24 protein-coding genes are annotated in these 23138 nt (G+C 69.9%); 18 read left to right on the top strand and 6 right to left on the bottom strand.

Going from position 1 to position 23138, the window contains the following annotated elements; all coding sequences use genetic code 11:
- Positions 1–8: 8 nt before the first annotated feature.
- Positions 9–461 carry an SCP2 sterol-binding domain-containing protein gene (locus ACIA6A_RS27810; protein ID WP_396100826.1) on the bottom strand — a complete coding sequence of 151 codons (453 nt, stop codon included), beginning with the start codon at positions 459–461 and terminating at the stop codon, positions 9–11.
- A 131-nt stretch (positions 462–592) separates the two neighbouring features.
- On the opposite strand from ACIA6A_RS27810, the gene ACIA6A_RS27805 reads away from it, so the two are divergent.
- From ACIA6A_RS27805 to purB, 3 genes are read left to right on the top strand one after another with little or no spacing between them, the layout of a single operon-like run.
- Positions 593–1123, top strand: a complete 531-nt coding sequence (locus ACIA6A_RS27805) for an ArsR/SmtB family transcription factor (protein ID WP_396100825.1) — start codon at positions 593–595, stop codon at positions 1121–1123.
- Entirely contained in the window at positions 1120–2340 is a 1221-nt protein-coding gene (locus tag ACIA6A_RS27800) for an MFS transporter (protein ID WP_396100824.1), read from the top strand. Before ACIA6A_RS27805 ends, ACIA6A_RS27800 begins: the two co-directional genes overlap by 4 nt.
- Positions 2337–3758, top strand: coding sequence for an adenylosuccinate lyase (gene purB, locus ACIA6A_RS27795; protein WP_396100823.1), 1422 nt, complete (start codon positions 2337–2339; stop codon positions 3756–3758). Before ACIA6A_RS27800 ends, purB begins: the two co-directional genes overlap by 4 nt.
- A gap of 57 nt (positions 3759–3815) precedes the next feature.
- On the opposite strand, the gene ACIA6A_RS27790 is transcribed toward purB, so the two are convergent.
- Positions 3816–4499 carry a S1 family peptidase gene (locus tag ACIA6A_RS27790; protein WP_396100822.1) on the bottom strand — a complete coding sequence of 228 codons (684 nt, stop codon included), beginning with the start codon at positions 4497–4499 and terminating at the stop codon, positions 3816–3818.
- 321 nt (positions 4500–4820) lie between these two features.
- Between ACIA6A_RS27790 and purS the strand changes: the two genes are divergently transcribed.
- The 3 genes from purS to purL are packed head-to-tail and all read left to right on the top strand — an operon-like array spanning position 4821 to position 8286.
- Positions 4821–5087 (top strand): phosphoribosylformylglycinamidine synthase subunit PurS, encoded by a 267-nt coding sequence (purS, locus tag ACIA6A_RS27785; protein ID WP_396100821.1) that lies wholly within the window; start codon positions 4821–4823, stop codon positions 5085–5087.
- Positions 5084–5794, top strand: coding sequence for a phosphoribosylformylglycinamidine synthase subunit PurQ (gene purQ, locus ACIA6A_RS27780; protein ID WP_396100820.1), 711 nt, complete (start codon positions 5084–5086; stop codon positions 5792–5794). Before purS ends, purQ begins: the two co-directional genes overlap by 4 nt.
- Positions 5791–8286 carry a phosphoribosylformylglycinamidine synthase subunit PurL gene (gene purL / locus ACIA6A_RS27775; protein ID WP_396100819.1) on the top strand — a complete coding sequence of 832 codons (2496 nt, stop codon included), beginning with the start codon at positions 5791–5793 and terminating at the stop codon, positions 8284–8286. Before purQ ends, purL begins: the two co-directional genes overlap by 4 nt.
- 222 nt (positions 8287–8508) lie before the next feature.
- Here purL and ACIA6A_RS27770 read toward each other — a convergent pair whose 3' ends face one another.
- On the bottom strand, positions 8509–10539 hold the full coding sequence (locus ACIA6A_RS27770) for a hypothetical protein (protein ID WP_396100818.1): 2031 nt from the start codon (positions 10537–10539) through the stop codon (positions 8509–8511).
- A 267-nt stretch (positions 10540–10806) separates the two neighbouring features.
- On the opposite strand from ACIA6A_RS27770, the gene ACIA6A_RS27765 reads away from it, so the two are divergent.
- The 5 genes from ACIA6A_RS27765 (at position 10807) to amcA (ending at position 15659) form a co-directional block, all read left to right on the top strand.
- Entirely contained in the window at positions 10807–11169 is a 363-nt protein-coding gene (locus ACIA6A_RS27765; protein WP_396100817.1) for a sterol carrier family protein, read from the top strand.
- Positions 11170–11247: 78 nt separating this feature from the next.
- The gene (purF, locus tag ACIA6A_RS27760) at positions 11248–12858 is read left to right on the top strand and encodes an amidophosphoribosyltransferase (RefSeq protein WP_396100816.1); all 1611 of its coding nucleotides are present in this window, start codon (positions 11248–11250) and stop codon (positions 12856–12858) included.
- A 127-nt stretch (positions 12859–12985) separates the two neighbouring features.
- On the top strand, positions 12986–14131 hold the full coding sequence (gene purM / locus ACIA6A_RS27755) for a phosphoribosylformylglycinamidine cyclo-ligase (RefSeq protein ID WP_396100815.1): 1146 nt from the start codon (positions 12986–12988) through the stop codon (positions 14129–14131).
- 228 nt (positions 14132–14359) lie between these two features.
- Complete coding sequence (amcB, locus tag ACIA6A_RS27750; protein ID WP_396101150.1) at positions 14360–15478, top strand: cyclophane-forming radical SAM peptide maturase AmcB; 1119 nt, start codon at positions 14360–14362, stop codon at positions 15476–15478.
- Positions 15432–15659 carry a multiple cyclophane-containing RiPP AmcA gene (amcA, locus tag ACIA6A_RS27745; RefSeq protein ID WP_396100814.1) on the top strand — a complete coding sequence of 76 codons (228 nt, stop codon included), beginning with the start codon at positions 15432–15434 and terminating at the stop codon, positions 15657–15659. Before amcB ends, amcA begins: the two co-directional genes overlap by 47 nt.
- A gap of 321 nt (positions 15660–15980) precedes the next feature.
- On the opposite strand, the gene ACIA6A_RS27740 is transcribed toward amcA, so the two are convergent.
- On the bottom strand, positions 15981–16202 hold the full coding sequence (locus ACIA6A_RS27740; RefSeq protein ID WP_396100813.1) for a DUF3073 domain-containing protein: 222 nt from the start codon (positions 16200–16202) through the stop codon (positions 15981–15983).
- Positions 16203–16381: 179 nt separating this feature from the next.
- Positions 16382–17464 carry a Glu/Leu/Phe/Val dehydrogenase gene (locus ACIA6A_RS27735; RefSeq protein ID WP_396100812.1) on the bottom strand — a complete coding sequence of 361 codons (1083 nt, stop codon included), beginning with the start codon at positions 17462–17464 and terminating at the stop codon, positions 16382–16384.
- Between the two features lie 162 nt (positions 17465–17626).
- Between ACIA6A_RS27735 and ACIA6A_RS27730 the strand changes: the two genes are divergently transcribed.
- The 6 genes from ACIA6A_RS27730 to ACIA6A_RS27705 all read left to right on the top strand — a co-directional run bounded on the left by ACIA6A_RS27730 (position 17627) and on the right by ACIA6A_RS27705 (position 22335).
- Positions 17627–18466, top strand: a complete 840-nt coding sequence (locus tag ACIA6A_RS27730) for a hypothetical protein (protein WP_396100811.1) — start codon at positions 17627–17629, stop codon at positions 18464–18466.
- 302 nt (positions 18467–18768) lie between these two features.
- Positions 18769–18978 carry a BldC family transcriptional regulator gene (locus ACIA6A_RS27725; RefSeq protein ID WP_067494190.1) on the top strand — a complete coding sequence of 70 codons (210 nt, stop codon included), beginning with the start codon at positions 18769–18771 and terminating at the stop codon, positions 18976–18978.
- 125 nt (positions 18979–19103) lie between these two features.
- Entirely contained in the window at positions 19104–19883 is a 780-nt protein-coding gene (locus ACIA6A_RS27720; protein WP_396100810.1) for a class I SAM-dependent methyltransferase, read from the top strand.
- 14 nt (positions 19884–19897) lie between these two features.
- Positions 19898–20416: an RNA 2'-phosphotransferase gene (locus ACIA6A_RS27715; protein ID WP_396101149.1), complete on the top strand. Its 519-nt coding sequence runs from the start codon at positions 19898–19900 to the stop codon at positions 20414–20416.
- A 57-nt stretch (positions 20417–20473) separates the two neighbouring features.
- On the top strand, positions 20474–21043 hold the full coding sequence (locus tag ACIA6A_RS27710) for a hypothetical protein (protein WP_396100809.1): 570 nt from the start codon (positions 20474–20476) through the stop codon (positions 21041–21043).
- Positions 21040–22335 carry a PrsW family intramembrane metalloprotease gene (locus ACIA6A_RS27705; protein WP_396100808.1) on the top strand — a complete coding sequence of 432 codons (1296 nt, stop codon included), beginning with the start codon at positions 21040–21042 and terminating at the stop codon, positions 22333–22335. The genes ACIA6A_RS27710 and ACIA6A_RS27705 overlap by 4 nt, the downstream gene beginning before the upstream one ends.
- 29 nt (positions 22336–22364) lie before the next feature.
- On the opposite strand, the gene ACIA6A_RS27700 is transcribed toward ACIA6A_RS27705, so the two are convergent.
- Positions 22365–22613, bottom strand: coding sequence for a hypothetical protein (locus tag ACIA6A_RS27700; RefSeq protein WP_396100807.1), 249 nt, complete (start codon positions 22611–22613; stop codon positions 22365–22367).
- A 148-nt stretch (positions 22614–22761) separates the two neighbouring features.
- Between ACIA6A_RS27700 and ACIA6A_RS27695 the strand changes: the two genes are divergently transcribed.
- Positions 22762–23112, top strand: a complete 351-nt coding sequence (locus ACIA6A_RS27695; protein WP_396101148.1) for a hotdog fold thioesterase — start codon at positions 22762–22764, stop codon at positions 23110–23112.
- Positions 23113–23138 lie beyond the last annotated feature (26 nt).

The following is a 23138-nucleotide window of genomic DNA, read 5'->3' as shown; positions in this document are numbered from 1 at the left end:
GCGACACCTCAGCCCTTGGGGATGTCGAACAGCTTGGCGACCTGGGCGGCGAGTCCGAGGTCACCCTTGGCCTTGATCTTGCCGGTCATGAACATCATCATCGGGTTGCCGTCGCCCGAGACGACCTTCAGGAAGACCAGCGGGTCCATCGTCATGGCCAGCTTGGGCTCGCGGACCGGCTGGTTGGTCACCGTGCAGGCACCGTTCTCGATCACCGTCTCGTAGGTGTCGGTGGTGCCGCCCGGGCCACCCGTGATGTTCCAGTGGATGACCGCCTGCGTGCTGCCGGCCCGGTCCGCGCGGAACAGCGTGGGCATCCGGCCGAAGACCTCGTCCAGGATCTTGCCGCGGGTGTCGGAGGACATGACTTCGGAGATCTTCGAGTCCGGGGTGGACTTCACGAGTGCGGCGAATTCCTTGGGGCCGATCGTGGCAAGGGACTCGGGGCTGAAATCAGTCATCGGTGGACCTTTCGGGATGAGCGCCAGACCTACTCACGAGTAACCCTAGCGAGAAGCGCGTCGGAACGCAGTGTCTCAACCCCCCAATGACTGTTGGACAGTGAGCCCCGTCTCGCTCTACACTCCCCAACATGTCTTTGGGAGATGAGCCGGGTCGTCAGGCGTCGCTGCGCGCGATGGCCCACCCCGTGCGGCTGCGGATGATGTCGCTGCTCACCGGCGCCTCGATGACCGCTGCCGAGATCGCCCGTGAGCTCGGCCTGACCCACGCCAACGCCAGCTACCACCTGCGCAACCTGCTCTCCGGCGGGCTGATCGTGCAGGACGGCGAGGAGCGGATCCGGGGTGGCATCGCCAAGCGCTACCGCTACGACACCACTCGTGACCCGGGGAACTACAGCCCCCTCAACCCCGACACCAAGCGAGCCCTGTTCGTGGCCGCCGCCAACGAGCTCGTCCGGCGCACCGCGGAGGCCGACTGGTCGAACGTCTCCCACATGACCGACGGCGAGCTGTGGGTCGACCCCGAGGTCTACCTGCGGGTGCGTGACCTCGTCGCCCAGGCGAGCAAGGAACTGCACGCGGCGGCGCAGGCCGCGCGCACCCCAGGGACCGTCCGCACCAGCACCACGCTCGCGCTGTTCCGGATGGGTGACTCGTGAGCGCCCTCGCACCGCTGCGACACGTCCGGTTCCGCTTCATGCTCGCCGGCCGTACGGTCAACGCCCTGGGCAATGCCGTCGCCCCGGTCGCTCTCGCGTTCGCGGTGCTCGATCTCACCGGCTCCCCGAGCGACCTCGGCCTGGTCGTCGGGGCCCGGATGCTGGCCAACGTCGTCTTCCTGCTGTTCGGCGGGGCATTCGCTGACCGCGTACCGAAAAATCTGCTGATGGTGGGCTCGAGCATCGCGGCAGCGGTCACCCAGGCCGCGGTGGCGGCCTTCGTGCTGACGGGTACGGCCACAGTGCCGCTGTTGATCGCCCTGTCCGCGGTCAACGGGGCGGTGGCGGCGCTGGCCCTGCCCGCATCGTCGGCGATCCTGCCGCAACTCGTCCCGGCCGACGTCCGTCAGCAGGCCAACGCGCTGAACCGCCTGACGTTCAACGGGGCCTACATCGTCGGCGCACCGATCGGCGGCATCATCGTGGCGGCCATCGGCCCGGGCTGGGGCATCGCCATCGACGCGGCGGCGTTCCTGCTCGCCGGCGCCTTCTTCGCCCTGCTCCGGGTGCCCGCGGTGCCCTCCACGGAACGGTCCGGCATCATCGGCGACCTGCGGGAGGGCTGGTCCGCCTTCAGCTCCCGGACCTGGCTCTGGGTCGTGGTCGCGGGCTTCTCCGTCATCAACGCCTGCCTCGGCGGTGGGGTCAACGTGCTCGGCCCGGTGGTCGCGGACGACACGGTCGGGCGCCGGGCCTGGGGTTTCGTGCTCGCGGCGCAGACCGCCGGCATGGTGCTCGGCGCGATCGTCGCCATGCGGGTGAAGGTACGCAGACTGTTGTTCCTCGGCGTGCTGTGCACCGCTTTCGAGGTCCTCCCGGTGCTCGCCCTCGGCGTCGCCCCGCACCTGGGGCTGCTGATCGCGGCGATGTTCCTGGCCGGCCTCACGATCGAGCAGTTCGGCGTCGCGTGGGAGACCACGATGCAGGAGCATGTGCCGGCCGACAAACTCGCGCGCGTGTATTCGTACGACATGGTGGGGTCCTTCCTCGCGATCCCGATCGGCCTGGTCCTGAGCGGGCCGATCGCGGCGGCGGTGGGTCTGCGGCCCACGCTGATCGGTGCTGCCGTGCTCATCGCTCTGGCCGTGCTGGCGATGCTGAGCAGCCGGGACGTGCGGACCCTGCGCCACGAGCCCGTGAAAGAATCGACGGCGTGAGCATCCCGAACGTCCTTGCCAGCCGATACGCCTCCGCCGACCTCGTCGACCTCTGGTCGCCCGAGGAGAAGATCCGGATGGAGCGCCGGCTGTGGCTCGCGGTCCTGCGCGCCCAGCGCGACCTCGGCATCGCCCTGCCCGACGGCGTGGTCGAGGCCTACGAGCGGGTCGTCGACGACGTCGACCTGGCGAGCATCGCGCAGCGCGAGCGGGTCACCCGCCACGACGTGAAGGCGCGGATCGAGGAGTTCAGCGCCCTCGCCGGGCATGAGCACATCCACAAGGGCATGACCTCGCGCGACCTCACCGAGAACGTCGAGCAGCTGCAGATCCGGGCGTCGCTCGAGCTGATCCGCGGCCGCATCGTGACCACCCTGGCCCGGCTGACCGAGCGGGCCGTCGAATACAGCGACCTCGTGCTGACCGGCCGCTCGCACAACGTCGCCGCGCAGGCCACCACGCTGGGCAAACGGTTCGCAAGCGCGGCCGAGGAGCTGCTCATCGCGTACGACCGGATCGACGACCTGATCCGCCGCTACCCGCTACGCGGCATCAAGGGCCCGGTCGGCACCGCGGCCGACCAGCTCGACCTGCTCGACGGCGACGCCGGCAAGCTCGCCGAGCTCGAGCGCAAGGTCGCCGACCACCTCGGCTTCGAGCGCGTCCTGACCAGCGTCGGGCAGGTCTACCCGCGCTCACTGGACTTCGACGTGGTCTCCGCGCTGGCCCAGGTCACCGCGGCACCCTCGTCGCTGGCCACCACGATCCGCCTGATGGTCGGCCAGGAGCTGGCCACCGAGGGCTTCAAGCCGGGCCAGGTCGGTTCGTCCGCGATGCCGCACAAGATGAACACCCGGTCCTCGGAGCGGGTCAACGGCCTCGCGGTGATCGTCCGTGGCTACCTCTCGATGGTCGGCGAGCTGGCCGGTGACCAGTGGAACGAGGGCGACGTCTCCTGTTCGGTGGTCCGCCGGGTGGCCCTGCCCGATGCGTTCTTCGCCACCGACGGCCTCTTCCAGACGTTCCTCACGGTGCTCGACGAGTTCGGCGCGTACCCGGCGGTCATCTCCCGTGAGCTCGACCGCTTCCTGCCGTTCCTCGCCACCACGAAGATCCTGGTCGCGGCCGTCCGCAAGGGCGTCGGCCGGGAGGTCGCCCACGAGGCCATCAAGGAGCACGCGGTCGGTGTCGCCCTGGCGATGCGCGAGAAGGGCATCGCCGAGAACGACCTCTTCGACCGGCTCGCCGCCGACACCCGCCTGGGCTTGTCCCGCGCCGAGATCGACACCCTCGTGGCCGACCGCGCCGCGTTCGTCGGCGCGGCCCCGGCCCAGGTCCAGGCCGTCGCCGCCCGGGTCGCCGAGATCGTCGCCGCCCACCCCGACGCCGCCAAGTACTCCCCGGCGCCGATCCTCTGAGAAACACGAAGATGCGGCCCGGCCCCCTCACGGGCCGGGCCGCATCCGTTCGATACGTCAGACGCCCGCGACGCTGGTGATCCAGCTGCGGTTGTAGGCGACGCTGCCGTAGTACTGGCTGGTCGTGCCGTTGGCCGTCGAGGCGACACCGACCTGGGCGCCGTTGTAGGTCTGCGGGCCGCCGGAGTCACCCCGCCAGGCGTTGCCGCTGATCTCGTAGCTGCCGATCGCGCGGCCGCCGTACGCGTCGGTCTGGTTGGTCGACGTGACCTGGACCGTGGCGGTCTTGAGCGTGGGGGACGCGTCGCAGCCGCTGTAACAGGTCATGCCCCAGCCGTAGATGGAGTTCGTCGAGCCGACCGGCGGGTAGGCGCTCGACAGCGGCATGTAGGTCGTGGAGACCGCGCTGCTCAGGCGCATCAGGGCGAGGTCGTTCTGGGTGCTGGTGGAGCTCACCGTGCGTGTGACGCCGCCCGACGAGCGGCTGACGCTGCCCACCCGGACCGACATGGTGCCGCTGATGCAGTGCCGGGCGGTGAGCACGTAGTTGGCCGAGATGATCGTGCCGGAGCAGGTGAAGCTGCCGTTGCTGAAGACCGCCGCGGCCCAGGGCGCCGAGGTGACGGTGCTGCCACCGATGATCTTGTCGGGGCCGGCGTCCGCCGCCAGGGCTGCGGACGGGACCGCCATCGCGCCGGTGAGGGCGGCGGCGAGTGAGGCGACGACGATGCGGATGCGCACGCCGGGCTCCTTCCGGGGTCGGTCGATGCGGGGGGATACATCGATCTCTTTCGAAGTAACCCTAGGGCCGGGTGTGGCGGTCGACAACCACCCAATTGATACCTATCACCGTGTGATGACGAGAGGTGGCCGAGTGTGATCACCCCGGCGTGCCGCGCGGGGGCCGGTGGCCGAGATCACGGTCGAGATGCCCTGCTCAACGCGCTTTGCGTCAGCCTGCCGACACCGGCCGATAGGCCGATCGGTCGTCGCACAAGGTAGGCTTTGCCCGCTCGCCCCTTCGAGGGCCACCCAACTGCGAACCTTCAGTCAGGAGTGCCCGTGGCTCGCGTCGTCGTCGACGTCATGCTCAAGCCGGAGATCCTCGATCCGCAGGGCCAGGCGGTGGCAAATGCGCTGCCCCGGCTCGGCGTGAGTGACATCTCCTCCGTACGCATCGGACGCCGGATCGAGATCGAGTTCGACGGTGAACCCGACCTGGACACCGCTCGTGAGATCGCCGACAAGCTGCTCGCCAACCCGGTCATCGAGGACTTCTCGATCCGGGTCGACGAGCCGGCCGGTGACTCGTCCCAAGTGAGCGCGTGACCATGCGGATCGGTGTCGTCACCTTCCCCGGATCCCTCGACGACGGTGATGCCGCTCGTGCGGTGCGCATCGCCGGCGGCGAGGCTGTTCGTCTCTGGCACGGAGACGCCGACATCCACGGCGTCGACGCCGTGGTGCTGCCCGGCGGCTTCTCGTACGGAGACGCCCTGCGCTGCGGCGCGATCGCCCGGTTCGCGCCGGTGATGGAGACCATCATCGACGCCGCCCGTGGCGGTCTGCCCGTCCTCGGCATCTGCAACGGCTTCCAGATCCTCTGCGAGGCCCACCTGCTGCCGGGGGCGCTCACCCGCAACCAGCACCTGCACTTCCGCAACCGCGACCAGCACCTGCGGATCGGCACGACCGGCACCGCCTGGACCAACACCTTCACCGAGGGCGAGGAGATCCTCATCCCGGTGAAGAACGGTGAGGGCTGCTTCGTCGCCGACCCGCGCACGCTCGACGAGCTCGAGGCCGAGGGCCGGGTCGTCGCCCGGTACACCCGGGGCAACCCGAACGGCTCGCAGCGGGACATCGCCGCCATCACCAACGCGGCCGGCAACGTGGTCGGCATCATGCCGCACCCGGAACACGCGGTGGAGGCGCTGACCGGCCCGTCGCTCGACGGCCTCGGCTTCTTCACCTCCGCCCTGCGGCACCTGGCCGGGACCGCGGGCGGTCAGCTCACAGGGGGAGCGACCCGATGACCACCCAGTCCGACACCGCGACCGGCGGCACCGGCGCCACCGACCAGCCGGCCAAGCTGTCCGCCTCGGCGTTCGCCGCCACCGACGTGCTGGTCAGCGAGTTCGGCGCGATCGACACCGTCGACCGCGCGACCGAGACGCCGGACGACCTGCAGCCGCACGCCGAGCTGGGCCTCAAGGACGACGAGTACGACCGCATCCGGCAGATCCTCGGGCGCCGCCCGACGGCCTCCGAGCTCGCGATGTACTCGATCATGTGGAGCGAGCACTGCTCCTACAAGTCGAGCAAGGTGCACCTGCGCCAGTTCGGCGAGAAGGCCCCGAAGAACACCCGCATGCTCGCCGGCATCGGTGAGAACGCCGGCGTGGTGCAGATCTCCGACGACATCGCGGTCACGTTCAAGGTCGAGTCGCACAACCACCCCAGCTACGTCGAGCCCTACCAGGGCGCGGCGACCGGCGTCGGCGGCATCGTGCGCGACATCCTCGCCATGGGCGCCCGGCCGATCGCGGTCATGGACCCGCTGCGCTTCGGTGCCGCGGACCACCCCGACACCAAGCGGGTGCTGCCCGGCGTGGTGGCCGGCATCGGCGGGTACGGCAACTGTCTCGGCCTGCCCAACATCGGCGGCGAGATCGTCTTCGACCCGTGCTACCAGGGCAACCCGCTGGTCAACGCGCTGAGCATCGGCGTGCTGCCGGTCGAGCGGCTGCAGCACAAGGAAGCCGCCGGCATCGGCAACATCGTCGTGCTGCTCGGTGCGCGCACCGGCCGCGACGGCATCGGCGGTGTCTCCGTGCTGGCCTCGGCCACGTTCGACGAAGGCGCCGAGCAGCGCCGCCCGTCGGTGCAGGTCGGCGACCCCTTCATGGAGAAGCTGCTGATCGAGAGCTGCCTCGAGCTGTACGACGCCGGCCTCGTGGCCGGTATCCAGGACCTCGGCGGCGCCGGCCTGACCTGCGCGCTCACCGAGACCGCGGCGGCGGCCGGCACCGGCATGCGGGTCTGGCTGGAGCGGGTGCCGCTGCGCGAGGCCTCGATGTCGCCCACCGAGATCCTCGCCAGCGAGTCGCAGGAGCGCATGCTCCTGATCGTCACGCCCGAGAAGCTCGACCAGGTGCTCACCGTCGCCGAGAAGTGGGGCGTCTGGGCCACCGCCATCGGCGAGGTCACCCCGAGCGGGACCGAGGGCGAACCCGGCCGGCTCGTGATCAGCTGGAACGACCACGTCGTCGTCGACGTGCCGCCCGGCTCGCTCGCCGACGACGGCCCGGTCTACGCCCGGCCGATCCGCGAGCCCGCCGACCTGATCCTGCTGCAGGCCGACCGGGCCGAGACGCTGCCCCGGCCGACCAAGCCGGAGGAGCTGCGCGAGACCGTGCTGCGGATGATCGCGTCGCCGAACCTGTGCGACAAGTCGTGGGTCACCGAGCAGTACGACCGCTACGTCCTCGGCAACACCGTGCTCGCCCAGCCCGAGGACGCCGGCGTGCTGCGGATCGACGAGGAGACCGGCCTCGGCGTCGCGCTCTCCGTCGACGGCAACGGCCGCATGGCCCGGCTCGACCCGTACGAGGGCGCCAGGCTGGCCCTCGCCGAGTCCTACCGGAACGTCGCGATCACCGGAGCCGAGCCGATCGCGGTCAGCGACTGCCTCAACTTCGGTTCCCCCGAGGACCCGGCCGTCATGTGGCAGTTCGCCGAGGCCGTGCGCGGCATCGCCGACGGCTGCCAGCAGCTGAACATCCCGGTCACCGGCGGCAACGTCAGCTTCTACAACCAGACCGGCGCCGCGGCGATCCACCCCACCCCGGTGATCGGCGTGCTGGGCATCCTCCAGGACGTCGCCGGCCGGGTGCCGATGGGCTTCCCGCCGCCGCCGAGCGACGAGGGCGACCTGCTCTTCCTGCTCGGCGACACCGACTGCGAGCTGTCCGGCTCGGAGTGGGCGTGGGTCACCCACGAGCACCTCGGTGGCCGTCCGCCCAAGGTGGACCTCGACCACGAGGTACGGCTCGGCAAGCTCATGGCACAGGCCGCGGAACGCGAGCACGTCGTCGCGGCCCACGACCTGTCCGACGGCGGTCTCTCCCAGGTCCTGGTGGAGTCCTGCCTGCGCCGCAACGTCGGTGCCCGCATCACGCTCCCGGAGCAGGACACCGCGACGACCCCGTTCGTCTGGCTCTTCAGCGAGTCGACGGGCCGGGCCGTGGTCGTCGTCCCGCGCGGTCACGACAAGGCGTTCGTGGCCCTGGCCGCCGAGCACGGCGTGTCCTGCACCTCGATCGGCGTGACCTCGCCGGAGCCGGTGCTGGAGATCCAGGACCAGTTCTCGATCGGCCTGGACGAGCTGCGCGAGGCGTTCAGCTCGACCATGCGCAACCTGTTCGGCAGCCCGGCCGAGCTCGGCGCCGAACCGGCCGCGGCAACACCGGCGACGTCGGGGACGGGCCCGGCGGCCGAGGTCGCCGAGATCCCGGCCGAGAGCTGACAGATACACCGAGCGGTTCCGGAGGCGTCACGGCGAAACCGCCGTGACGCCTCCGTTCTTCGGCGGCAGCATCCCGGGATGCCCTCCACCGCCGAGGCCTCACCGTCGTCAGCCTCAGCGCCGGGCCGGGGCAGGACCTCACGATCAGGACCTGGTCTCTTCGGGTTCGAATGAGAAATGGCCGGCTCCCCGAGGGGGAACCGGCCATTTTCTTCGAGCTGTCTACTCTTCCCAGTCGGCGCCGCGGCGGCCGTCCGGGGGCTGCTGGCGCGGAGCTCCACGCCGGCCGCCCTGCTCGCCGCCGTAGGCCGCGCCGCCGCGCTGGTCGTAGCCACCCTGGTCGGCGTAGCCGTCCTGGTCGCCGTAACCGCCGCCGTAGCCGCCACCCTGAGGTGCGCCACCGCCGTAAGCCGGGCCGCCGCCACCCTGGGGTGCGCCACCGCCGTAGGCCGCGCCGCCGCCACCGTAGGTGCCCTGCTGCGGAGCCGCGCCGTAAGCGCCGCTCTGCTCGCCGCCGCCGTAGGCTGCCCCGCCGCGCTGGTCGTAGCCACCCTGGTCGGCGTAGCCGTCCTGGTCGCCGTAACCGCCGCCGTAGCCGCCACCCTGGGGTGCGCCACCGCCGTAGGCCGCGCCACCACCCTGGGGTGCGCCACCGCCGTAGGCCGCGCCGCTCTGCGGTGCGTTGCCGCCGTACGTGCCCTGCTGCGGGGCTCCGCCGTAAGCGCCGCCGCCCTGGCCGTAGGAGCCGCCGCCGTAAGCGCCCTGGTCGCCCTGAGCACCGTCGTAGCCGCCACCGCCCTGGTAGGCGTCCGGCCGGCCGTAACCGTCGTCGTAGCCCGGCTGGGCCGCGCCGTAGCCGGCCTGGTCGGCTCCGGCATAGCCGGTGGGCTCGTCGAAGGCTCCGGGCTCCGGCACGTACATGCCGGTGGGCTCGTCGTAACGGGCCGGCTGGGCGGCGGCCGCCGGGTAGCCGTCGTGCTGGTCGGCGTATCCGTCGTAACCCTCGGCGCCCTGGTCGGCGTACCCGTCGTATCCGTTGCTCTGGGCCGGTGCCGGGGCACCGCCGTAACCGCCCGCGGCGTCCGCGTCGGCCGTGCCCCATCCGCCGGGCGCGTTGTAAGCGCCGTTCTGCGGCAGGGGTGCGCCGTACGGGTCCGGGAACTCGTCGTCGGCCGGCGGGGCCGCGACCGGACCGCGCTGGATCATCGTCGGGGCGTCGGCCATGGACGGTGCACCGGAGCGCGGAGCGATCATCGTCGCGTCGGAGCGCCCGCCACCGACCGGAGCCGAGAGCCGGGTCTCGTCCATGCCGGCGTACCGGCCGGCACCCGCCGGGGTGGGGGTGGGGGACGGTCCGTTGCCGTTCGGGTCGTCCGGGTCGTCGTCGTTGCCGGCGCTCTTGCGGCGCATCATGACCAGCACGATGGCGCCGATGCCGGCGGCGACGAGCAGGACGCCGAGGATGATGAAGAGCATCGAGCCGGAGCCGCTGTCCGAGTTGGATGCCGCGTTGCTGGGCTGCGGCAGCGCTTCCTCGGTGGCCTCTTCGGTCTCTTCCTCGGTGGCTTCCTCGGAAGCCTCCTCGGTCGGCGACGCGCTGACCGACGGTGAGGCCGAGGGGGTCGGGGAGGAGGACGTGGCGATCAGCTTCAGCACCAGCGGCACGTTGATCGACTTGTCAGCCCCGCCGTTGGCCGACGCGGTGACCTTCTCGTAACCGTCCTTGATCGCGCCCACCGCGAGTGTGCCGACCGCGATCGGCTGGCTGTCGGTGGAGCGGATGGAGTACGAGCCGTTGCTGCCCGACGTCGTGTTGAAGATGTTGCCCTGGCTGTCGCGCAGGGCCACGGCGGCGCCGGAGACCGACTTGCCTTCCTGATCCTTGACCTTGCCGCTGACCTGGCGGACCGAGCGGGGCTTGTCCGGGCCGCGGACGCTGATGCCCCGGCTGGCGTTGCCCTTATCGCCGCCGATGGTCGCTTCGATCTGGATCTGGGCGTTCTTGGTATCGCCTGCGTCGACCGTTCCCGCGGTCAGGGTCGCGGTGTATTCCCGCGAAGTCTGACCTGGCAGGACTGTGTCGTTGAAGTTACAGTCACCACTGCACGACAGACCGTCACTATTGACGACGACGGTCACCGACGGGTCGGCGGCCTCCGTGTCGGTGGGGCTGTTCTTGTTGGTGACCTTGAACTTCAGCGTCGTGGATCCACCGGAGGGGATGTCTCCTGACGACAGGCTGCTGATAGACACTTGTGGAGCATCCGCAAGCGCTGTCATCGGGGCGGCGAAAATCGCGCCACCCACCAGAGCCAGGAACGCACCGGCCTGGACTGCCCGGGCTCGTAGGTGCGTTGTCACGTCCACCGCCTTCCGGTCGCACGGTCCGCGGGCTGTCTTCTCAAAGCCCATTGATCCCGCGCTGAGTACACACCGTCGGCCACTATGCCCTGTCGAGGCTCATCCGCGCGACCCAGGGCCGCCGGGTTGTGTCCGAATGCCGGGTCGTATTGTCCCGACGTGTCTCCTGCGCACAATAAATCCGAGTCGGTGAACCACGCGTTGGACGCGCTGGATCGAGGTGATGAACCCGATCGCGCGGACCTCCGTGACGCTGTGCGAGCGCTGCTGGCCGAGTTGGCGCGAACGGTTCCCGGCCGATCGGTGGAGGTCCGGATTCCACCTTTCGGTGCGATTCAGTGTGTCGAGGGTCCCCGTCACACCCGGGGAACTCCGCCCAATGTGGTGGAGACCGATCCGATGACCTGGTTACTCGTGGCTACGGGGCGCCTGAGCTGGGGCGATGCGGTCGATTCGGGGCGGATTCGGGCCAGCGGTATACGCACCGATCTCACTCCGTACCTCCCTGTGCACCAGGGCTGATACCCCGTCGGCTCGCGTACACTGGGTGGTCGGACCAGACGTGCACGTTCGAGCAGATCAGCATGAGGGAGCAAGCGAGTGCCCCGAGGCGACGGCCTGTTGACCGACGATCTCGACCCCCAGGACCGCGGACCCCAGGATGCCTGCGGCGTCTTCGGCGTCTGGGCTCCGGAGGAAGAGGTCGCAAAACTCACCTACTTCGGTCTCTTCGCATTGCAGCACCGCGGCCAGGAAGCTGCCGGCATCGCTGTCAGTGACGGCTCCGGCATCGTGGTGTACAAGGACATCGGCCTGGTCTCCCAGGTCTTCGACGAGCCGACGCTGGCGAGCCTTCGTGGCCACCTCGCGATCGGTCACACCCGTTACTCCACCACCGGTGGCAGCAACTGGGAGAACGCCCAGCCGACGATCCGGGCCACCACGGCCGGCACGACGATCGCGCTGGCGCACAACGGCAACCTGGTCAACACCGCGGACCTGACGCGGGAGATCGCCGAGCGTGGTCTCGACCCGGGTGACGCCACCTCCGACACCGCGATGGTGACCACGCTGCTGGCCAGCCGTCCCGACCTCTCGGTCGAGGCCGCGGCCATGGAGGTGCTCCCGCGGCTGCGGGGCGCGTTCAGCTTCGTCTTCATGGACGAGGGCACTCTGTACGCCGCTCGCGACGCCCAGGGGGTCCGCCCCCTGGTGCTCGGCCGGATGGAACGCGGCTGGGCCGTGGCGAGCGAGACCGCCGCGCTCGACATCGTGGGTGCCAGCTTCGTCCGTGAGGTGGAGCCCGGCGAGATCCTCGCGATCGACGAGCACGGCCTGCGCTCGAGCCGTTTCGCGACGCCGGAGCCCAAGGGCTGTCTCTTCGAGTACGTCTACCTGGCCCGCCCCGACACCACGATCGCCGGCCGCAACATCTACGCCGCGCGGGTCGAGGTCGGCCGCACGCTGGCCAAGGAGTTCCCGGTCGAGGCCGACCTGGTCATCGGCGTCCCGGAGTCGGGCATCCCGGCCGCGATCGGTTACGCCGAGGCGGCGGGTATTCCGTACAGCGCCGGGTTCATGAAGAACGCCTACGTCGGCCGGACCTTCATCCAGCCCTCGCAGACGCTCCGCCAGCTGGGCATCAGGCTCAAGCTCAACCCGTTGCGCGAGGTCGTCCGGGGCAAGCGCATCGTGGTGATCGACGACTCGATCGTGCGCGGCAACACCCAGCGCGCCCAGATCCGGATGCTTCGCGAGGCCGGGGCGCTCGAGGTGCACGTACGCATCTCGTCCCCGCCGGTGAAGTGGCCGTGTTTCTACGGCATCGACTTCGCCACCCGGGCCGAGCTGATCGCCAACGGCCTCGAGATCGACGGCATCCGGCGCTCGATCGGCGCCGACAGCCTGGGGTACGTCTCGCTGGACGGTCTCGTCCAGGCGACCGAGCAGCCCAAGACGCGGCTCTGCATGGCCTGTTTCGACGGGCAGTACCCGATCGAGCTGCCGGCCGGGCACCTGATCGGCAAGCACCTGCTGGAGAGCGTCGGCAAGCGGGCCGCGATGCCCGACGCCACGCCGGCCCGGACCAGCGCCGCGGTGGCCGGCCTCGAGAAGAGCTACGAGGACGAGCAGTACACCGAGGGTGAGCGCAGCGATGCCCAGCCGCTGGTGGGCAGCCCGGGCGGCGTCGACGCCCTGCACCGCCCGTAACGCCAACCATACGTACCTAACCGGTGGCCAGCCGTAGTGTCAGCAGGCCACCGGCCTTAGGCTCGACCGCGACGTTTCACATGAGCGGCGCAGCCGCCTGCAGCACCATCACCAAAAGGGGAGAACCGTGACGCACGTGTCCGAGCGCAACAGTGCCGGATCCAACGGTGCCGAAGGCGCCGACCGCCAGCCGTGGCAGGCGGGCAGCTCCGGCCGCAAGCGCACGGCGACGTACGCGGCTGCGGGCGTCTCCATCGAAGCCGGCGACCGGGCCGTCGAGCTGCTCAAGTCGAAGGTCAAGCGGACCGTCCGCCCCGAGGTCATGGGTGATCTGGGTGGTTTCGCCGGCCTGTTCAAGCTGAACGCGCAGAAGTACAAGAGCCCGGTCCTCGCGTCGTCCACCGACGGCGTCGGCACCAAGCTGGTCATCGCCCAGCAGCTCAACATCCACGACACGATCGGCATCGACCTGGTCGCCATGGTCGTCGACGACCTGGTCGCCTGTGGTGCCGAGCCGCTCTTCCTGCTCGACTACATCGCCTGCGGCGAGGTCGTGCCGGACAAGGTCGCCGAGATCGGCGCCGGCATCGCGGACGGCTGCCGGTACGCGGGCTGCGCGCTGCTGGGCGGCGAGACGGCCGAGCACCCCGGTGTGATGCGCCCGGACGAGTACGACGTGTCCGCGACCGGCGTCGGTGTGGTCGAGGAGAGCGAGATCCTCGGCGCCCACAAGGTGGAGCTCGGCGACGCGGTGATCGCGATGCGCTCCTCCGGGCTGCACTCCAACGGCTTCTCGCTGGTGCGCCACGTCCTGCTGGGCGTGGGCCGGATGCGCCTGGAGACCGTGGTCGACGACTTCGGCGGACAGCGGACCCTCGGTGAGGAGCTGCTGACCCCCACCAAGATCTACGCCAAGGACTGCCTGGGCCTGATCGAGGAGACCGAGGTGCACGCGTTCTGCCACGTCACCGGCGGCGGGATCCCCGGCAACCTCAACCGGGTCCTCCCGGAGCACCTGGATGCCGTGGTGGACCGTTCCTCGTGGCGCCCGCAGCCGATCTTCGACCTGATCCAGGCGAAGGGCCGCATCGAGGACAGCGAGATGGAAGCCACGTTCAACATGGGCGTGGGCATGTTCGCCGTGGTGGCGTCCGACGACGCCGACCGTGCGATGGCCTATCTCACCGGTCGTGGTGTCGAGGCGTGGCAGGTCGGCGAGGTCATCGAGGGCAGCGGCCAGGTCCAGATGGTGGGCCAGTACACCCGCGGCTGATCGCCAGTTCGCTTCCACCGGCCCGTCCGGTCCGGTCCCTCGGGGCTGTGGCCGGGCGGGCCGGTGTCGTTGCGGCACCGGCTGTGAAATGATTCATGTCTATCGATGGTCATTGGTGATTTTCCCTACCGGTGGACGGGGCCGGGGCAGACCGGGGTGGACGTCGGCACTTAGCCTGGCCTCACCGACGACTACGGGGAGGTGACCATGGGGAAGCCCTGGAGCGGCATGCGCGGCATCGCCACGGTGCCGACCTATGTCGTCATGCAGCCGACCACGCTGTGCAATCTTGACTGCTCTTACTGTTACCTACCGTTGCGGAAGCTCGATCAGAAGATGCCGGTGGCGGTGGCCGAGGCGGTCGCCGCGTCCGTGAACACCTGGTCCGCCACCGGCCGGTTCTCGGTGGTGTGGCACGGCGGCGAGCCGCTCGCCGCCGGCCGGGAGCACTTCGCGGCCCTGCTCGCGCCGTTCGCGAGCGATGTCGAGCACCACGTGCAGACCAACGCGACGCTGATCGACGACGCGTGGTGCGAGTTCTTCGTCGAGCACGGCATCCGGGTCAGCGTGAGCGTCGACGGCCCCGAGGCCCGCAACAGCGAGCGGGTCACCCGTGGTGACAAGCCGGCTTATGCGCGGATCCTGCGCGGGGTCGAGGCGCTGCGCCGGCACGACATCCCGTTCTCGGCACTCTGCGTGGTCGGCCGCCCGTTCCCGGGGCTGGCCACCGAGCTCTACGCATACTTCCTCGAGCTGGGCTGCGACGTGCTCGGCATCAACGTCGAGGAACTCGAGGGCGTCAACACCCGGGCCAACGATCACCCCGAGCGCGACGTCACCGCGTTCTGGGCCGAGCTGGTCAGCGCCTGGCGGAGCGATCCCCGGATCCACCTCCGCGAGATCGAATGGTCCCTGCGGTACGCGGCGGCGGTGCTGGACGGCACGGCGGACGACCTCCTGCCCCGTCGCCTGGATCCGATCCCCACCGTGGCCCACGACGGCGCTGTGGTCTTGCTCTCACCTGAGCTGGCCGGCTTCTCCGACCCCCGTTACGGCGACTTCAGCAGCGGTAACGTGCTGACGACCCCGCTGGGGGAGATCCTGGCCGGGGCGGTCGGGACCCCGTGGATCCGTGAGTTCCTGGACGGGGTCGAGGCGTGCCGGGCCCAGTGCCCCTATTTCGGCTTCTGCGGCGGCGCCCACGCGGCCAACCGCTACTTCGAGCAAGGGCGGTTCGACATCACCACGACGGACCACTGCCGCAACAGCAAGATTCGCCTACTCGAGGGAGTGCTGGACCATGCCCGAGACCACCAGGCCCGAGACCACCAGCCCACGGTTGTCTGACATCGACCCGGTGACGGCCCGGGTGCGCGAGACCAGCGAGGGACTGGCGACGCTGCTCGAAGAGGCCGAGGAGGCCCGCAAGCGGCGTGCGGAGACCCCGGCGGACGGCTCGGCGGTCTGCGCCTGGAACCACTTCGAGAACATCCCGACGTTCTACAACTGGAACAACCGCCCCCGCTGAGTCTGGGCAGCATTCATCGCGTGGGTGGCTGAGGCCGCCCACGGAGCACCCACCGCGGCGATGGCGAACAGGATCGCGACCCGTACGGGGTCCCGGCCCGAAGGGGTCCACAAAGCAACGGACGTCCACCGGCAGCGGCCTTCCGGGCAAACGGAAGGGCGTCGCGGGATGGCGTCCGGAGCGGGGGAGTGGATCCGCCTACGGGCAGGCCACGACACCCACGTGGGCAAGCCGCGTGGGCATCATGGTCATTCCGGGACGACCGCAACATACGGGAGCACGCGGAGAACCGCGTGCTCTACGCAATACGGGTCACGCGGGTCAATGCCTCGAAGGCGACCAGCGGTCCTGTTCGTCGTCCGCGTCGTCGTCATCATCGTCATCGTCGACAAGCTCGTCGCTCTCGTCGTCGAAGCGGTGATCAGACTTACCACCAGCACCAGCCAGTTCGCGCTGCAAGGCGGTGAGGTCGGTGTTCGGGGAGTGATACTTCAACTCCCGGGCCACCTTTGTCTGCTTGGCCTTAGCACGGCCGCGCCCCATGGCTCGACCCCCTCGCACAGAATTCGGGGCAGCCCGAAGGCGGGCCCCGATGACGTCAGGCATCTCTCGTGGGTCTTACGGTACATGGACGATGCCGCCTTCGGCACCTCGGGTTACGTGTACCACCATCGCGCGTCGCGGCTCGTCTCGGACCGGACGCACGACGGCGTACAAAAGCCTCAACCCAGGTAGATACTGCGGAGCCGTCCCACTTCGGCCATCCGGCGTTCCGCGAGGCGATCGGCGGCGACCGCGGGGGGCACGCCCTCGTCGTCGGCGAGGCGCAGGATCTGCGTCGTGGTGTCGAAAATCTTCGTGGCGCGCAGCTTGGCGCGTTCGAAGTTGAAGCCCTCGATCTCGTCGGCCACCTGGATCACGCCCCCGGCGTTCAGCAGGTAGTCCGGCGTGTACAGGATGCCGCGGTCCTCCAGCAGCTTCTCGATGCCGGGATGGGCCAGCTGGTTGTTGGCACCGCCCGCCACGATCTTGGCGCGGAGCACCGGCACGGTGTCGTCGTCAAGCGCGCCGCCCAGGGCGCACGGGGCGTACACGTCGATGTCGCTGGTGATGAGCGCCCGGGTGTCCGCGACGAGATCGATCTGCGGGTGGGTGGTGCGGGCCCAGTCCAGCGCGGCCGGGTTGACGTCGGTGGCGACCACCGCGGCGCCGTCCTCGATCAGGTGACCCGCGAGGTACTTGCCGACCTTGCCGAGACCGGCGATCCCGACCCGGCGGCCGGACAGCGTCGGGCTGCCCCAGGTGTGCTGGGCCGCGGCGCGCATACCCTGGAAGACGCCCCAGGCGGTGAGCACCGAGGAGTCGCCGGCGCCGCCGTGCTCCACGCTGCGCCCGGTTACGTAGCGCGTCTCGCGGGCGATGACGTCCATGTCGGGGACGTACGTGCCGACGTCGCACGCGGTGTAATAGCGCCCGTTCAGCGACTCCACGAAGCGCCCGTACGCCCGCAGCAGCGCCTCGGTCTTGTCCAGCGCCGGGTCGCCCCAGATGACCGCCTTGCCACCGCCCAGGTCCAGCCCGGCCAGGGCATTTTTGTACGCCATCCCGCGCGAGAGGTTGAGCGCGTCGGTGACAGCGGCCTCCTCGCTCTCGTACGGGTAGAACCGCGTCCCGCCCAGCGCGGGCCCGAGGGCCGTCGAGTAGATACCGATGATCGCCTTCAGGCCGGTGTGCCGGTCCTGGCAGAAGACGACCTGCTCGTGCCCGGCGGCGTCCACGCCGTCGTTGCTTACGAACACGCCCATGACTGTTCTCTCCCGAGGTGTGTGGGGTGGCCCTTGTGAGGCTCTCGACCTGGGTCCAGCGGGGTATGCCGGACCTCACGAAGAGCCTAGTGCCGCAGGGTGAAGGCCGATTGGCGCCGCTGGGGAAGTCAATCGGCGGCGATTTCGTGAAAGGATCGCGCCGTGCCGTCACTGTTCGCGTCGTACCTGCGGGTTTACGAGCCACTGACCGCCTTCGACCGGGAGCGCCAGGTTTTCTGGCGGCGCTACGCACGCGAGGGCCGTGCTCTGGGGCCTGTGGAGGGCCCGGTCTGGCAGCGCACCGCGGTGCTCGAGGCGCTCGGTGCCGGGTGGACCCGCCTGCCGGATCTGCCCGACGAGGCGTACGTGCTGGAGTGGGGTGACACCCTGCTGGTCTGTCCCTGGAACCTGCGGCTGCGGGTCGCCGAGGCCGCGCTGAACGCCCGGGACGGCGTGCCGAGCGTGCTGGCGGACGCTTTTGTGCCGCCGGTGCTGGCCGGGCAGGCGAAGGCGATCGTCGACGACTGGCGCAGCGGGGCCAAGGTGCTGGAGCACGGGGTGCCGCGGGTGCACGAGCAGGTCGCCACCTGGGGTGTGCCGCTGCGCTGGTTCGTGTTCGTCGACCTGGAGGAGCGGGAGATCGAACTCTCCACCGGCAAGCGCACGCTGCGTTACCGCACGGAGATCTCGAAGGCCCGCCGGCGCGCTCACCGGGCGGTCTCGGTGCTGCGCAAGTCGCTGGGGGACGCGCCGATCACCGAGGCGGTGGAGGAGGGCACCCGCTGGCTCGAGGAGTTCCACCCGCGCTCGATCGTCGAGCTGGACTACGGCGGGCTGACCGGTCTGCTCGGCGACGACGAGCTGCGCGACGACGACTCTCCCGGCCTGGTCGCGGCGGGTTTGTCGGCGCTGTCGCGGGGTGACGCGGACGACGCCACCGAGGCGTACGAGAAGATCGTCGCCCGGTGGCGCGCGGTGCAGCTGCTCGAGCGCTGTAACTGACTCACATTCGTATAGCTTTGACCAGCGAAAACGGGACGATAGGGCAGGGATCGCTGCCTCTGGAAGCGCTCCCATCGCGAATACTCTTCGTAATGAGTGACCCCCGAAGCGTGATTTTCGGTCCAAACAAGACACTTTCTGGCGTAGAAAACTCGTATAAATCGGGCATGCTTCAACCGTCTATCTAGGGACGTTCGGCCGTTCGGCCCATGTCGGACATCGGGGACTAGCCGGACCATGAAACACACACCGGCCGGCGGGACCCCGGCCGATGTCTTTAGGTACCTGTGGAGGAGTGACCGATGGCATCGCGTACGCACGATCCTGAGCCGCTACTAACGCCGGCCGAGGTGGCGTCGATGTTCCGTGTCGACCCGAAGACCGTCACCCGGTGGGCCAAGGCGGGCAAGCTCAGCGCAATTCGCACCCTGGGCGGGCACCGTCGCTACCGGGAGTCGGAGGTTCGCGCCCTGCTGCAGGGGCAGATCCCCTCGCAGCGTCAGGGCGACTGAACCCAGTCGGACCGACGGACCGAGGTAAGGGGCGAACGCCGGGGAAGGCGATCGCCCCTTTAATCGTTTCCGGAGCAAAAAATCGTGAGTTGCTCCGACGTCGCCGGACCTCAAGAGTAGTGACAATGGATCAACCAGTCATCGGTGACGTCTTCGGGGAAATGGTCCGGGACGCCTACGCGGTACGCACCGGGATCGGGCCCCGCCCCCTCGCCGGCGGCCGCATGCCCCGCCCGGTCATCGAGATCATCGAACGGGACGACGGGCTGATCAACGGCGCACCGGCGGACCACTACCTGGCCGAACCGGACGAATGGCCCGCGCACGATCATCGTGCGCTGCGCCTGTGCCGCGGCGCCACGCTCGACATCGGCTGCGGCGCCGGGCGCACCGCACTCGAGCTGCAACGCCGGGGCATGGCGGTGACCGGCCTCGACATCTCACCGGGTGCGATCGAGGTCGCCCGCAAGCGTGGTCTGCGGGACACCGTGCTGGCCACGGTCGACGAGTACGCCCGCGCCGAGACCCGGTACGACACGTTCGCCATGCTCGGCAACAACCTCGGACTGCTCGAGGGGCCGGAGCGTGCGCCGGTGTTCCTCGCCGCGCTCGCCACCCTGGCCCGGCCGGGGGCCCGGCTCATCGCGCACGGCACCGACCCCTACGGCACCACCGATCCGGTGCACGTCGGCTACCACCGGCGTAACCGCGAGCGCGGCCGGCTCGGCGGTCAACTGCGGCTGCGACTGCGGTACAGGTTGCAGAGCACCGACTGGTTCGACTACCTCGTCTGCTCGGTGGACGAGCTCGAACAGCTGCTGGTGGGCACCCCGTGGCGACTCACGTCGGTCGACATCGAGGACAAGCCGTACTACCTCGCGGTGATGGAGCTCCGGAACAGGTGAACGTCAGCAGGCGGATGGCCATGCTGCTGCGTCACCGTCCCGAGGCCGCCGGCCTCACGCTCGACGCCCACGGCTGGGTGCCGGTGCCGGAGCTGCTGACCGCGCTCGGGATCACCCGGGCGGAGCTCGACGCGGTGGTCGCGGGCAACGACAAGGCCCGCTTCGCCGTGACCACCGGACCGGACGGCGTCGAGCGGATCCGGGCGAGCCAGGGGCACTCCCGCCGGGTCGAGGTCGATCTCGGGCTGCTCCCCGCCGATCCGCCCGCGGCGCTGTTCCACGGCACGCCCCGCCGGAACCTCGCGTCGATCCTCCGGGACGGGCTGCGGCCGGGGAGCCGGCATCACGTACACCTGTCGCCCGATGTCCGGACCGCGACCGCCGTCGGTCGCCGGAGATCCGCCGAGGTGGTCGTTCTCGTGATCGACACGGCCGCGATGGTGGCGGCCGGGTGCGTGTTCCACCGCAGCGCGAACGGCGTCTGGCTGACCTCGTTCGTGCCGCCTTCCGATGTTCGTGAACATTCGGAGTAAAGAGACAAAAAGTCCTCGACCGGGAGTACGCGGCCACTGGCGGTTAGCGTATGGGGGATGAGGAAGGTTACTCGGCGTCAGCTGATGAATCTCCTCGGTGCGTGTGGCGTGGTCGGTGCGCTCAGCGGGCTCGCCATCGGACTGCCCGCCCTCAACCACGCGCTGCCCTCCGAACGGCCGGTGCGCGACGATCGCCCGTACACCATCGGGGGTGGGGTAACCGTGGTCCCTCCGCCCGGCGCGCGCATCGACGTCACCGAGACCCGTCCCGCGCAGGACAACGGATCGGTGCTGTTCCGGCTCGGCCCGGTCCGCTATCTCATCACCGTCCGGCAGTTCGACGGCACACTGCAGGACGCGGCGACCCGGTTACGTCAACGGATCACCGGCACCTCCGGTTACCAGGTCACCGGCTCCGAACTGACGATCACCGCGGTCGACGGGCTGGAAGGACGCCAGGGCGGTTACAGCGGTCCCGGCCGCGGTGGCCGGTATGCCGTCTTCATCGCGGACGGCCACACCATCGAGGTCACCGTCAGCGGAGCGGATCTCGATCTCGGTCACACGCTGCGGGTCATCGACACCAGCACCCGAACCCTTCGGTACGCCCGTGAGCGCACCGAATGACCGCAGAGCCCCGGATGCGCAGTGAGCGGACCGCACCTGTGCAACCCGGGGGCGGACGCGGCCTCGGGCTCCTGCGCACCCCCGCGTTCTGGGTGGTGCTCGCGGTGGTGGCCGTGGGTGGCGTACGGATGTCGTTCATAACCGTGCGCTATGCCGGCACGTATCCGATCGCACTGACCACCGCGACGCTGCTCTTCGCCCTGCTCGCCGTCCCGTTCTGGTTCGTGGTCTCGGAACTCGACTTCCTGGAACGGGAGCCGCCGTCCCTGATGGCGATCGCGTTCGCCTGGGGCGGTCTCGTGGCCACCTCCGTGTCGATCACCGGAAGCGCCGCCCTCGACGACATCATCGCCAAGGTCGGCTCGCCGCACCTGGCCGCCGACTGGGGTGCCGCGCTCGCCGGGCCGACCGTCGAGGAACTGGCCAAGGTGCTCGGCGTGGTCGCCATCGTGCTGATCGCCCGGGACCAGATCAACAGCGTGCTCGACGGCGTCGTGTACGGCGCGATGGTCGGCCTCGGATTCCAGATCGTCGAGGACATCGTGTACGCGATGGGCGCGGTCGCGCTGGCCGGCCGCGGCGACGACATCGAGCCGGTCATCACCACGTTCCTGCTGCGCGGACTCCTCTCCGGGGTCTGGAGCCACACCCTGTTCGGGGCGCTCGCCGGAGCCGGCATCGGATACCTCGTCGTCCGCGGGGACCGCCGGCTCCGGACCCGCATCGGCGCCGCGGCCCTGGCCGTCCTCGGCGCCTGGGCCTCGCACGTGCTGTGGAACTCGCCCCTGCTGCGCGACGGCCTCGGCAACGGCGCGGTCGCCCTCCTCGCGGTCCTGATCCTCAAAGGCCTGCCGCCGCTGATCCTGATCTGGATGCTGGTCCGGGCCGCCCACGACCGGGAAGCCGACTATTACACCGCCCAGCTGGCCACGCTGGACGACACGGAACTGATCACACCGGCCGAGCTGGACGCGCTCCGGACCGGCGCGCGGCGGGCCAGCGCCCGATCACACGCCCGGGCCCGGGCCGGCTGGCGGGCGTGGGCCGCGGTGCGCCGGCTCCAGCACTCCCAGGCCCGGCTCGCGGTCGAACTGAGCCGGGGCACCACCGACCTCAGCCCCTGGAGCTACGACGTGCGCGGGCAACGCCGGGCCCTTCAGCGCCTGGGGCACCCGGAAGGCGTCGTTCCCGAAGGCAAAGGGCCGTGGCGGCGTACCGCTTCCGCGGTCTTCTCCACGGCCCTCGCCGTCGCTGTCCTCTGGGCGGTGGTCAGCAGCCTCGGTGGCGGCTGACCCCCGAATGGCTCAGACCGTCGGCCGGCTCAGACCGTCGGCGGGTGGCCGCCGTCGCCGTCCACGATCAGATCCGGGGTGCCGTCCTCATCGAGGTCGACCATCGTGATGTCGACCTTGCCGTCGCCGTCCGTGTCGAACTGGAACAGGTCGGCCTTGCCGTCGCCGTCGGTGTCGGAAACCCAGACGTCCGGCTTGCCGTCACCGTTGGTGTCGGTCGCGAGGAGGTCGACGCGGTCGTCCCCACGGGTCTGGACGATCTCCTGAGGGTCGCTCATGTGGTCTGTCTCCTTGCTCGACGGGGGATCGTGCTCCACCAACCTAGGTGCCCATTGCCACACTCGCGACAAACACCCGAACTCGCCGGTAACATTGCCCGACGTGACTACCGGCCTCTCCATCAACGGCGGCGCGCTCGGCGAGCGCATGGGCATCGAGATCACCGAGGCGAGCGCCGAACGGGTGGTCGCGACCATGCCGGTGGCCGGCAACACCCAGCCCTACGGCCTGCTGCACGGCGGCGCCTCCTGCGTGCTCGCCGAGACCCTCGGCTCGGTCGGCGCGGTGCTGCACGGGCAGAGCGTGGACCGGCCGTTCGCCGTCGGCGTCGACATCAACGCCACCCACCACAAGGCCGTACGCTCCGGGGTCATCACCGGCGTGGCCACCCCGGTGCACCGCGGCCGCACCGCTGTCACGTACGAGATCGTCGTCACGGACGAGGACGGCGCCCGGGTCTGCACGGCCCGGATCACCTGCCTGCTTCGAGGAGCTTAGGAACCAGGTTCTTGACCGATCCGCGT

It is taken from the genome of Actinoplanes sp. NPDC051494 (assembly GCF_044454705.1).
Lineage (GTDB): Bacteria > Actinomycetota > Actinomycetes > Mycobacteriales > Micromonosporaceae > Actinoplanes.
The sequence above is the reverse complement of the archived record's forward strand: the minus strand, read 5'-3'. Positions and strand labels throughout refer to the sequence as shown.